A 10,689-nucleotide genomic window follows, 5' to 3' on the forward strand; every position below is an offset into this window, starting at 1 on the left:
CCTCTCCCTCTGGGAGAGGGTGCGAGGAGGCGGAAACGCTAGTTGCCTTCCTCCAGCAGCCGTCGCGCGATCACCTGGGCCTGGATCTCCCCGGCCCCCTCGAAGATGTTCAGAATCCGCGCGTCGGCCAGCAGGCGGCTGGCGACGTATTCCATGGCGAAGCCGTTGCCGCCGTGGATCTGTAGCGCGTTGTCGGCCGCCGCCCAGGCGACGCGGGCGGCGATCAGCTTGGCCATGCCGGCTTCCAGGTCGCAGCGCTTGCCCTCGTCCTTCTGGCGGGCGGCGAAATAGGTCAGCTGGCGCACGCCCATGATCTCGGCGGCCATCATCGCCAGCTTGTTGTGGACGCGGGGGAATTCGAAGATCGCCTGGCCGAACTGCTTGCGGTCCAGGGCGTAGCCGAGACCGGTCTCCAGCGCCGCCTGGGCCACGCCGACCGCGCGGGCCGCGGTCTGGATGCGGGCGCTCTCGAAGGTGGCCATCAGCTGCTTGAAGCCCTGACCGGGCACGCCGCCCAGCAGGTTTTCGGCCGGCACGGTGAAGCCGTCGAAGCCCAGCTCGTACTCCTTCATGCCGCGATAGCCGATCACCCCGATCTCGCCGCCGCTCATGCCGTCGGCGGGGAAGTCGTTCCCTTCGACGCCGCGCGGCTTTTCGGCCAGCAGCATCGACAGGCCGCGATAGTCGGTGGTGTCGGGCTGGGTGCGGACCAGCAGGGTCATGACGTCGGCGCGGGCCGCGTGGGTGATCCAGGTCTTGGCGCCAGTGACGACGTACTGGTCGCCCTTCAGCTCGGCGCGGGTGCGCAGGGAGCCGAGGTCCGAGCCGGTGTTGGGCTCGGTGAACACCGCCGTCGGCAGGATCGAGGCGTCCGAGATCTTCGGCAGCCAATACGACTTCTGCTCTTCGGTGCCGCCGGTCAGGATCAGCTCGCCGGCGATCTCCGAACGGGTGGCCAGCGAGCCGACGCCGATCCAGGCCCGCGACAGCTCCTCGGACACCACGCACATGGCGGTCTTGCCCATGCCGCTGCCGCCGTATTCCTCGGGGATGGTCAGGCCGAACACCCCCAGGGCGCCCAGCTCCTCGACCAGCTCGATGGGGATCAGCTGGTCCTTCAGGTGCCATTCGTGGGCGAAGGGGGTGACCTTTTCCTCGGCGAAGGCGTGGAACTGGTCGCGGACCATCTCGAAGGTTTCGTCCAGGCCGGTATGCTCCAGGGTCGGGCGACCCCGGGCCTGCGCCAGGCGCCGGGCGATGCGGGTCTTCACCGCCTGCGTGCCGCCCTCGACCATCAGCTTGAAGACGCCGGGCGCGAACAGCCGGTTCATCACCGCCCGGTCGGTGACCAGGTGGGCGGGGCGGACGATCTCGCCCTGGTTCATCGGCACGCCGCCGACCAGCTGGGCGCAGTATTCCGAGACCAGAAGCTGGGCCAGCAGGGCCTCGATCTCGCCGAACTTGCCCTCGGCCTCCAGCCGCTCGGCCCAGCCGGCGACCTGGTTCAGCAGCTCGGCATAGGCGGCGTACCAGCCATAGCCGTGCACCTGGTGCTGCTGGTCGTCGGCCAGCTTGCGGTCGATCTTGCCGTTCGCGCCGGTGATCGCCGCCTTCACGGCGGGCTTGGCCTCGGCCACGAACAACTGGGCCGCGCCGGCCGCCTCGCGCAGCAGCGCGGTCAGACCCGGCAGGATCAGGGTTTCGGTGGTTTCCTGGGCGACCGTCGCGGTCATGGCTTGCTCCCGTGCGCCAAACAGTTGTTTTCTTTTACTCTGGAGCTTTTCGCATCTGCGAGCAATGCCGCAGTGCAACATAAGCGGCCCAATAGGGGAAGAAACATGCTGGTCGTCCACCACCTCAACGAGTCGCGCTCGCAGCGGATCCTCTGGCTGCTCGAGGAGCTGGGCCTGCCCTACGAGATCAGGTTCTACGAACGCGACGCCAAGACCCGCCTGGCCCCGCCCGAGCTGATCGCCGTCCATCCGCTGGGCAAGTCGCCGGTGCTGACCGACGGCGACGCCACGATCATCGAGAGCGGCGCGATCACCGACTACCTCATCCGCCGCCATGCCGAGGGCCGGCTGGCGCCCGATCCGGCCTCGGCCGACTACGACGCCTACCAGCAATGGCTGCACTATGCCGAGGGCTCGGCCATGCTGCCGATGCTGCTGCGGATGTATGTCGGCCGCCTGGGCGAGGCCGGCGCGCCGCTGGCCCCGCGCATCGAGGGCGAGATCGCCAACCACCTGTCCTATGTCGAGGGGGCGCTGGCCGGCCGGCAGTTCTTCGTCGGAGACAACCTGACCGGCGCCGACATCCAGATGAGCTTCGTCGCCGAGGTCGCCAAGGCCCACGGCAAGCTGGGCGACTATCCCAACCTGGCCGACTGGATCGAGCGCATGCACGCGCGCCCGGCCTGGAAGACCGCGCTGGCGAAGAGCGGGCCGTACAAGCTGGGGGAATAGGGGCGGAAACCCTCTCCCATGGGGAGAGGGAGGGGCCCAAGCGAAGCTTGGGAGGGTGAGGGGGTAAGACGTCCGACGGCGTGCCGGCAGGGCGCTCAGGGAAAACGGTGAGGGCGTAATCCCTCACCCTCCCATCGCTGCGCGGCGGGGCCCCTCCCTCTCCCGCCGGGAGAGGGTCCTCTAGGTCACCTGGAAGTACGCCGTTTCGCTGCCTTCGGTGTAGGCCACCACCATCACCTCCAGGTCGACGCCGTCGTCGAGCGTCAGCCTGGTGCGGCCGGCCTTGAAGGCCAGGCGCATGGTTTCGGGGTCGCCGGTCACGGCGCCCTTGCCGCCGCGCCGGCCGTTCAGCTCGTTGACCAGGTGGACGGCGAATTCGACGGGACAGCTTTCACGGGCGACGGTCAGGGCGCCGGCGCCGGTGCGCGGGGGTTTGGGAGGTTTGGCCATGGTTCAAGAACGGCTCAGCCCGCGTTTAGCTGCACCGGATGCGCATTCGACGCCGACAAGCCTGTGGATGCTTGGTCCCCCAGCCTGAACTTTTTTCCCACATGAACGAAACCTGTCGGCCCGCCGCTCGGCGCCGTTCAGCTTCGCCTTGGCATGGTGCGTCTCACGGGGCCGACGGCTCCGGACACATTCTCAAGGGACCAACACCATGACCACCGTCACCATCACCAAGAAGATCGCCCTGGGCCTGGCCATGACCGCCACCGCCCTGACCATGGCCACCGCTCCGGCCGCCAACGCCATGTCGCAGAAGCTGGGCGGCGTGGTCGGCTGCGACGCGGCCGGCGGCAAGCAGGAGGTCGGCGCGGTGGTCGGCGGCCTGCTGGGCGCCGTGGCCGGCAACAAGCTGGCCAAGAACGACCGCGGGACGGGCACCGCCATCGGCGCCGTGGTCGGGGCCGGCGCGGGCTCCTTCGCCGGCTGCCAGATGCAGAAGAAGCGGGCCGCCGACAACGCCGGCGGCGTCTACACCAGCGACGGCATCCGCGTCGCCCAATCGGTCGAGGCCGCCCCGATGACCAAGATCACGGGCAAGTACGTCGCTCGCTCGACCCTGAACCTGCGGGCTTCGGCCTCGACGCGCGGCGAGCGGGTCGGCTCGGTCCAGGCCGGCGAAGTGTTCCAGGCCCTGGGCCGCACCGGTGACGGCAAGTGGATCCTGGTCGGCCATGACGGCGTCGGCGTCGGCTATGTCAGCAGCGCCTACGTCTACCGGGCGTAACCGCCCTTCCTTGCTCTTGCGCATTTTCTTCACGCGAACCGGTAGCCACTTCGCCTGAAAATGCTCCCAGCGTTCGGCGGACCGCCCCCATAGCGGTCCGCCGCATACCGGCAAGCCCGTTCGCCCCCACGGCGGGCGGGCTTGTTGTTGTTTGGCGGCGCGCAATTCAAGCTTGCGGTAGATACCTCAAGGTTGCATGACGGTTTGCAGCTGGGAGGCCCGCATGGACACCGTGACACTCGCGCCGATCGCCAAGCGGGACCGCATCGCGGTGCTGGACGTGCTGCGCGGCGTGGCGGTGCTGGGCATCCTGTTGATGAACATCCCGATCATGGGGATGCTGTACGACCACCCGCTGCCGCCCGTGCCGGCCACGCCCAGCCTCGACTGGATCGTCTACACCCTGCAGGACACGGTGTTCTCCGGTGCGATGCGCGGGCTGTTCACCCTGCTGTTCGGCGCGGGGATGATCGTCATGCTGAGTCGGCCGGGCCCCGTCCAGGAAGCGGCGGCGACCCAGGCCTATCTGACCCGCTGCTTCGCCCTGGTCCTGCTGGGCGTGGCCAATTTCGCCCTGTTCCTGTGGCCTGGCGAGATCCTGTTCAACTACGGAATCTGCGGTTTGGCGCTGCTGCTCTTTCGGCGAGCGGACACTCGGGTGCTGGTGGTCGCGGCGGCGGCGGCGCTGGTGTTTCTCGCCGTGCTGCTGGGCGGTCAGGGCGCCGAGCGCGCCAACACCCTGCGCACGGCGCAGGCGGCGGTCCAGGCCCAGGCGGCGGGCCTGCCGTTGACCGAGGCGCAGGCCAAGGCGGTCACCACGCGGGCCGAGATGCTGCGCAGGGCCCAGCCGACGGCGCAGGACCGACGCGAGGCCTACGAGGCCCGCACCCACTATCCGTCCCTGCTGGCCTGGAGCGCCAAGACCTGGCTGGGCTACAACTGGGGACCTCGGGCGACCTTCGTGTTCGAGACCCTGGGCTTCATGCTGATCGGCATGGCGCTGTTCCGGGCCGGGGTGCTGACCGGCCGCTGGTCGAGCCGCTTCTACCTGACGCTGGCGGTCGGCGGTTTCGCCTTCGGGCTGGCGGTGCGGGGGGCGCTGGCGGCGGCCAGCTGGCGCGCCGGCTACATGCCCGACCCGGGCGTCATGGCCTGGCGCGGCTATGTCTACGAGGTGGGACGGCTGCCGCTGACCTTGGGGTGGGTCGGCCTGGTGACCCTGGTTTTCCGCCACGGCCTGATCGGCCCCCTGGCCGGTGTGCTGGGCGCGGTTGGCCGCCTGGCGCTGACCAACTATGTCGGCCAGTCGGTGATCACCTCGATCCTGTTCTACGGCCTGGGCCTGGTCGGCAAGTTCGGCTTCGCCCAGCTGATGGGCGTGGCCGTGCTGATCTGGATCGTCCAGGGCGTGTTCAGCGTCCTGTGGCTGCGCCGCTATGAGATGGGCCCGGCCGAGTGGCTGCTGCGGGCGGTGACCTACGGCGCCTGGCGACCGCTGGGCCGGGTCACCGCCAGCCCCTCGCCGGCGCCGGCCGCGGCGGAGTAGGGCGGCTCGCGTCGCTGGACCCTCACGCGCCGCCGCATGCCGCTCCGGTCACGCCGCGCGTCTTCAAGGATCGGCAGAGTCGGGTTTTGAACGTCGCCGTCATGGTAGCTCCCTGCTGCTGCATGATCGCCCGCGTCACGTCCATGCTGCCAGGCACGGCCCCCAGAATCTCCAACATCGCGGTATGGGCGAGCGCGTATTCGCCCAGCGCCTGCTTGTCGGCCTCGCTCATCGTCTGGGGCGAAACGACCGACCGCCGGCCCAAGGGGCTTTCGTAGAACTCGGTCATTTCGGTCAGCGGCGTCAGCTCGACGCGGGCGGCGTAGTAGCGCGCCAATCCGCTCACGAGCTTCTGGAGGATATCCGCCTTCGTGTCGGCCAAGGCTTCGTCGAGGGCGGCGACGAACGCGGCCTTGCGGGGTGCCGGCGCGCCGGCGGGGAGGCCGCCCAGGACCTGGTCGCGGACCGGCGCGAACACCCCGTCCAGCGTCTGGCTCAGGCCGGTCTCCAGGTTCATCGCCTTGACGAAGCGGCGACCCACGGCCACTTGGTCCTGGGGCATGGATTGGGCGCTCAGAGCGAGCGCCACCGCTGCCGTGGTCTTGGCCTGAGCCGCCTGGGCGTCCGGCGTCTGGGCGACGGTCAGGCCGCCGAACGAAAACACGGCGCTCACGGCGGCCAGGCCAGCCGCCCAACGCGCGGCCTTGTAGAGATGAATCATGAAGTCCCCCATCGCGGCGCGTGCCTAGCATCGTCGCGCCGGCCTCCGCTACCGCGATGAGGGCGACGGCGTCTCAGATCCCGCCGAGATAGTCGAACTTGCCCAGCGGCACGCCCTTGTGGCGTAGGATCGCGTAGGCGGTGGTGACGTGGAAGAAGACGTTGGGCAGCACGAAACCCAGGGCGAAGGCGCGGCCGTTGAACGGGAAGTTCCCGCCGGGGGTCTGCAGCACGACCTCGCGCTCTTCCTGGCCGTCGATCGCCTCGCGGGGCGCGGCCTCGAGGAAGGCGATGGTGGCGGCGATGCGGGCCTGCAACTGTTCGAAGGTCGTTTCGTCGTCGGCCATGGCCAGGTTGGGGATGCCGCCCAGGCGCACGACGCAGCCCTTGGCGCTGTCGCTGGCCCGCTGGATCTGGCCGGGCAGGGCCAGCATGTCGGGGGCCAGCCGGGCCTCGATCAGGTCGTTGGGGTCGATCCCCTGCGCCTTGGCGTGGGCGGCCCCCTTTTCCAGGATGGCCGAGAGGTTGCGCAGGGCGCGGATCAGCACCGGCACGGTGAGGTCGTAGAGGGATGTGGACATGGCGGGGAGCTTAGCCGGACGATGGCGCGGCGTCTCCCCTCCTTTCAGAGGATCACCCCGCCCAGCCACGTCTGCCAGACCACCACGAAGCCGCCGTGCAGGATCACCGCCGGCCACAGCGACCCGGTCCGCCAGCGCATCAGGGCGCAGGCCAGGCCGAGGATCGCGGTGCAGGCCAGGAAGTCCGGCCGCAGGAACATGGTGGCGCGCGGCATGAAGGTCAGGGCCTCCAGCGGATGCCAGGCGACATAGAGCGCCGTCGAGATCGTGATCGCACCCCACGGGCGCCTGGTCTCGGGGCCCGGGACCAGCAGGCCGCGAAACGGGATCTCCTCGCCCAGGGCCGGCACGAACAACACCGTCAGCAGCCGCAACGGCAGGCCCGGCGCGGCGGGCGTCAGGGCGTAGAGGCCGGTGGCGAAGCCGATGGCCGCCATCAGCGCGCCGGTGACCAAGGCGACCAGGCCACACAGCGCCCAGCCGCGCGCAGTCGGCAGGGTGGTCAGGGAGCGGGCCAGGCGGTGGAGAGCCGGGGACACGATTGGGGACACACACTCACCCCTCTGTCTTGGCTGGGGACCCACAGGCCTTGCCGTGAGTGTGTGTCCCCGTCAGCGTCCTGCCCCCTACGTCCGCCACCGCAGCGTCGTCGCCTCGATCGGGTTGGCGAAGGGGCGGCGTTCGCGGTGGGCGGCGTTCCATTCGCGCTTCAGCTGGTGGTACCAGCGGCCCTGCTGGTCGGCGTCGCCCACCCACATCAGGGCAGGGTTGTCCTGCAGGCCGCGGGTCTGGGCGGCGACGATCTTGCCGTCCTGGCGCAGGAAGGTCCGAGCCGCCACGCGGATCACCGGATACAGCATGGTGAAGGCCGGATGGTCGGACCAGATGATCTGGTTCATCCGAGTCTTGCCGGCGTTGATCGGGGTCATGGCCGACAGGGCCAGCACCTGCCTGTCGCCGACCTTCACATGCTCCCAGCGCAGGCCCGGCAGGCGGAAGGTGATCTCGGTCAGCGGCTCGCCGCCGAGGATGGCGTAGGCCTTGGAGTTCTTCGACGGCTCGTGCCGCGTCATGGTGAAGCCGGCCTCGGAGGGCGCGAAGGCCTTGCATTTCTCGTGCTGGCTGGCGCTGGTGCGCCACCACCACTGCTGGTGCACGAAGGGCCCGTGGGCCGGGTCGATCAGGCCCAGCACCGCGTGGTCGATATGGATGTCGTAGTCCAGGCGGTCGACCAGCTTGGGTTTGCCGCCGACCACGCCCGGGATCACCGGCGGCGGGGCGGGGGGCTGGCCGTCGAAGCGCGGGTCGCCCGACATCCAGATCCACACCAGGCCCTGGCTCTCGACGAGGGGATATTTCCGCACCCGCACCTTGCTGATGTCCAGCGGGTTGTCGGCGGTCAGGGACGGAATCTTGGCGCAACCGCCGTCGGTGTGGAACCGCCAGCCGTGATAGGGGCATTCCACCGTCTCGCGGCCGTCGGCCTCGGTGCGGGTCTTGCCGGCCGACAGGTTGGCGGCGCGGTGCGGGCAGACGTCGCGCAGGGCGTAGACCGCGCCGGCCTTGGTGCGGCCGATCAGCACCGGCTCGCCCAGGAACTCGCGGCTTTCCATCTTGCCGGGCTTCAGGTCGGGCGACAGGCAGGCCATGTACCAGGCGTCCAGCACGAAGCCTTCGCCGAACTTCACGGCCTTGGAGCCGGGCCTCGAGGCCAGCAATTGCGCGTCGTCAGCCATGTCCATCGTTCTGTTGTGCAGCTTGCAGCCGCGAAACCCGTCCCGCCTTAGGCGGTCCCCGGACAGGATTTCACGGTAAGCTAGCCCCCAGGCGCACTAGGCCCGATCCCGGGGCCGGCGTCCATAGCGACGAGACGTCGCTGCGTGTGAAGAGTTTGTGGCGCTAACGGCGACCCTCTCCCAGAGGGAGAGGGTTCCAAAGCCTACTTCGCCGCCGTCTCCACCAGTCGCTGATAGAACCGCACCATCCGCTCGATGTTGGCGATCGAGACGTGCTCGTCGGTGCCGTGGATCATCTTGGTGGCGTCCACCGTCAGGACCAGCGGCTGGAAGCGGTAGATGTCGTCGGCGATCGGGCCCATGTAGCGGCTGTCGCTGGCGGCGGTCATCAGGGCCGGGGCGACCGGGGCGCGGCTTTCGTCGCCGGCCAGGGCGGCCAGCGTCTTCCAGCCTTCCGAGGTGGTCGAGGAGATCTTGCTGGGCTCGTCGGGGGCCTTCACCCAGGCCAGCTTGACCGGCAGGTCGCCGACCGCGCCCTTGGCCCGGGCCATCACGTCGGCCGAGCTGTCGCCCGGCGCGATGCGGTAGTTGATCCAGGCCTCGGCGTCCTGCGGCAGGACGTTCTCCTTCGGCGAGCCCTTCAGCATGGTCGGGGCGATGGTGGTGTGGAGCATGGCCGCGCCCGCCGGGGTCTTGGACGTTTCCTTGATCAGCAGCGGCGAGAACAGCCAGGTGTTGGCCGCCGCCATCTTGACGGCCGGCGAGGCGCTGGGGGCCAGGGTCTTGAGCATGTCGGCGCCGGGGCCGTCGAACTTCATCGGGAACGGCTTGTCGGCGATGGCCAGCACGGCCCTGGCCAGGGTGGCGACCCCGGTCTGGGGCGGCGGGGCCGACGAGTGGCCGCCGACGGCGGGGGCGGTGACGGTCAGGGTGGCGTAGCCCTTCTCGGCGGTGGCGATCAGGGCGACCTTGCTCTTGGTCACCGGGTGGTCCTCGACCACCACCATGCCCTCGTCGAGCACGAACTGGGCCTTGACGCCGCGCGACTTCAGCAGCGCCGCCGCCGCCCGGGCCCCGCCGCCGCGCACCTCCTCGTCGTGGCCGCTGACCAGGATCACCGTGCGCCGGGGTATGAAGCCGACCTTGGCCAGGCCGTCGAGGGCCTCGAACAGGGTGACCAGGCTGCCCTTGTCGTCGATCGCCCCGCGACCCCAGACCGAACCGTCGGCGATCACGCCGTCGAACGGCGGGTGGGTCCACGAGCCCTCGCTGCCCGGCGTCACCGGCACCACGTCCTGGTGGGCCATCAGCACGATCGGGGCCAGGGACGGGTCGGTCCCCTTCCAGGTGTAGACCAGGGCGTGGCCGGCCACGACCTCGCGGCTCATCACCCGGTGGGCGTCGGGGTAGGTCGCCTGCAGCCAGGCGTGCAGCTTGTCCCACTCGGCCGGCTGGTCCTGCGCCTTGTCCTGGTGGCTGACGGTCTGGAAGCGCACCGCCTCGCCCAGATGCTGGGCGGCCAGATTGACGTCGACCGGGCGGGCCGAGGCCAGGTGGATGCTCGAGGTGTCGACCGCCGCCGGGGCCTTGAAGGTCGCGGTGCGCACCGCGACCACGCCGGCCACGGCCAGCACCAGGCCCACCGCCGTCAGCGCGGTCTTGCTCTTCCAGCCCATGATCTCACTCCCCCAATTTCTGGCCCGGACCTTGGGTCCGAACATTTGTTGGGGCGGACTTTGCGATGGGTTTCCATACATGCCAATCACCAAATCGCGGCCCGCCGATTTGCGTTGCGGCGACCTGGCGCCTCCCGCATAGGCTGACCGCCACAACGGTGGAGTCGATAGAGGCATGAGCGTCCTGGTCCTCGGGGGAACAGGTTTCATCGGGGCCCCGCTGGTGCGGCGGCTGGTCGCCGACGGCGTCGAGACGGCGGTGGGCCATCGCGGGCTCCGCGAGGTTCCGGCCGGCGCGACCTCGTGCGTGCTCGACCGGCGCGACCCCGGCGCGGTGCTGGCGGCGGTGCGCGAGGTCTCGGCGACCACGGTCGTCGACCTGCTGGCCTTTACCCAGGCCGGCTCCCTGCCGCTGCTGGACGCCCTGTCGGGCCGCATCGGGCGGTACGTGATGATCAGCTCGGTCGACGTCTACGCCAATTACGAGGGCCTGCACCGCAAGGGCCGGCCGACGCCGGTCTGGGACCGGCTGACCGAGGACGCGGCGCTGCGCGAGACGCGCTTCCCCTACCGCCTGGCCAAGCCGCGCCCGGCCAGCGACCCGCAGGCCTGGCTGGACGACTACGACAAGATTCCCCTGGAGGAGGCGGCAAGGGCCGCCACGGGGTTCGCGGCGACTATCCTGCGCCTGCCGATGGTGTTCGGGCCGGGCGACCGCCAGCGGCGGGTCTCCT

Annotated in this window: 11 protein-coding genes; 4 read left to right on the forward strand and 7 right to left on the reverse strand. The window is 69.8% G+C overall.

From position 1 onward, the window contains the following. Nucleotides 1-38 precede the first annotated feature (38 nt). Nucleotides 39-1,733: an acyl-CoA dehydrogenase family protein gene (locus tag PMI01_RS16415; RefSeq protein WP_007671260.1), complete on the reverse strand. Its 1,695-nt coding sequence runs from the start codon at nt 1,731-1,733 to the stop codon at nt 39-41. A 105-nt stretch (nt 1,734-1,838) separates the two neighbouring features. Here PMI01_RS16415 and PMI01_RS16420 point away from each other — a divergent pair, with 105 nt between their 5' ends. Further along, nucleotides 1,839-2,465: a glutathione S-transferase family protein gene (locus PMI01_RS16420; protein WP_007671262.1), complete on the forward strand. Its 627-nt coding sequence runs from the start codon at nt 1,839-1,841 to the stop codon at nt 2,463-2,465. Nucleotides 2,466-2,645: 180 nt separating this feature from the next. Here the strand turns inward: PMI01_RS16420 and PMI01_RS16425 are convergent, their stop codons facing one another. After that, nucleotides 2,646-2,915: a hypothetical protein gene (locus PMI01_RS16425; RefSeq protein WP_007671263.1), complete on the reverse strand. Its 270-nt coding sequence runs from the start codon at nt 2,913-2,915 to the stop codon at nt 2,646-2,648. A 208-nt stretch (nt 2,916-3,123) separates the two neighbouring features. Between PMI01_RS16425 and PMI01_RS16430 the strand changes: the two genes are divergently transcribed. Together PMI01_RS16430 and PMI01_RS16435 are read left to right on the forward strand one after the other, a co-directional pair. Beyond that, nucleotides 3,124-3,696: an SH3 domain-containing protein gene (locus tag PMI01_RS16430; RefSeq protein ID WP_007671267.1), complete on the forward strand. Its 573-nt coding sequence runs from the start codon at nt 3,124-3,126 to the stop codon at nt 3,694-3,696. 223 nt (nt 3,697-3,919) lie between these two features. Then, entirely contained in the window at nt 3,920-5,242 is a 1,323-nt protein-coding gene (locus PMI01_RS16435; protein WP_007671270.1) for a DUF418 domain-containing protein, read from the forward strand. A gap of 22 nt (nt 5,243-5,264) precedes the next feature. Here the strand turns inward: PMI01_RS16435 and PMI01_RS16440 are convergent, their stop codons facing one another. The 5 genes from PMI01_RS16440 to PMI01_RS16460 form a co-directional block, all read right to left on the reverse strand. Beyond that, the gene (locus tag PMI01_RS16440; RefSeq protein WP_007671273.1) at nt 5,265-5,963 is read right to left on the reverse strand and encodes a DUF2059 domain-containing protein; all 699 of its coding nucleotides are present in this window, start codon (nt 5,961-5,963) and stop codon (nt 5,265-5,267) included. A 73-nt stretch (nt 5,964-6,036) separates the two neighbouring features. Further along, nucleotides 6,037-6,543, reverse strand: a complete 507-nt coding sequence (locus PMI01_RS16445; RefSeq protein ID WP_007671277.1) for a DUF1993 domain-containing protein — start codon at nt 6,541-6,543, stop codon at nt 6,037-6,039. A gap of 44 nt (nt 6,544-6,587) precedes the next feature. Continuing rightward, complete coding sequence (locus tag PMI01_RS16450; RefSeq protein ID WP_157223798.1) at nt 6,588-7,082, reverse strand: CPBP family glutamic-type intramembrane protease; 495 nt, start codon at nt 7,080-7,082, stop codon at nt 6,588-6,590. Nucleotides 7,083-7,169: 87 nt separating this feature from the next. Then, entirely contained in the window at nt 7,170-8,285 is a 1,116-nt protein-coding gene (locus PMI01_RS16455) for an aromatic ring-hydroxylating oxygenase subunit alpha (protein ID WP_007671281.1), read from the reverse strand. Nucleotides 8,286-8,482: 197 nt separating this feature from the next. Continuing rightward, nucleotides 8,483-9,955 (reverse strand): M20 family peptidase, encoded by a 1,473-nt coding sequence (locus tag PMI01_RS16460; RefSeq protein WP_007671285.1) that lies wholly within the window; start codon nt 9,953-9,955, stop codon nt 8,483-8,485. A gap of 175 nt (nt 9,956-10,130) precedes the next feature. Between PMI01_RS16460 and PMI01_RS16465 the strand changes: the two genes are divergently transcribed. Beyond that, nucleotides 10,131-10,689 (forward strand): NAD-dependent epimerase/dehydratase family protein (locus PMI01_RS16465; protein WP_007671288.1); only part of this gene is annotated, 559 nt, incomplete at its 3' end.

It is taken from the genome of Caulobacter sp. AP07, from assembly GCF_000281955.1.
GTDB lineage: Bacteria > Pseudomonadota > Alphaproteobacteria > Caulobacterales > Caulobacteraceae > Caulobacter.